This window comes from Bacillus sp. SIMBA_026, assembly GCF_046535335.1.
Classification (GTDB): Bacteria; Bacillota; Bacilli; order Bacillales; family Bacillaceae; genus Bacillus; species Bacillus velezensis.
Window position 1 is genome coordinate 1 of the sequence record NZ_JAWRWX010000138.1, and the last position, 275, is coordinate 275.

A 275-nucleotide genomic window follows, 5' to 3' on the forward strand; every position below is an offset into this window, starting at 1 on the left:
CCCGGCGATGCTGTCCTGGAGTGCACGTATTTGGGCCCGGTCCTGGTGACCGACGCCGAGGCCGTCATAGCGATCACCGGCGCCCCCGTGGAGGTCAAAGTCAACGGAGAGGCCAAGCCCCAGTGGACGCGGCTTCACCTGGCTGCCGGCGACGAACTCAGCTTCGGAGTGATCCAGGGCGGCACCCGGTACTACATCGCCGTCCAGGGCGGGATCGACGTTCCTGAAGTCCTGGGTAGCCGCTCAACGTACACCTTGGGCGGTATCGGCGGGCT

At 66.5% G+C, this 275-nt stretch carries 1 pseudogene; it reads left to right on the forward strand.

Annotated features, from left to right (window positions below):
• Positions 1-30: 30 nt before the first annotated feature.
• Positions 31-275: pseudogene (locus tag SB847_RS20965) on the forward strand (allophanate hydrolase); the annotation flags it as partial.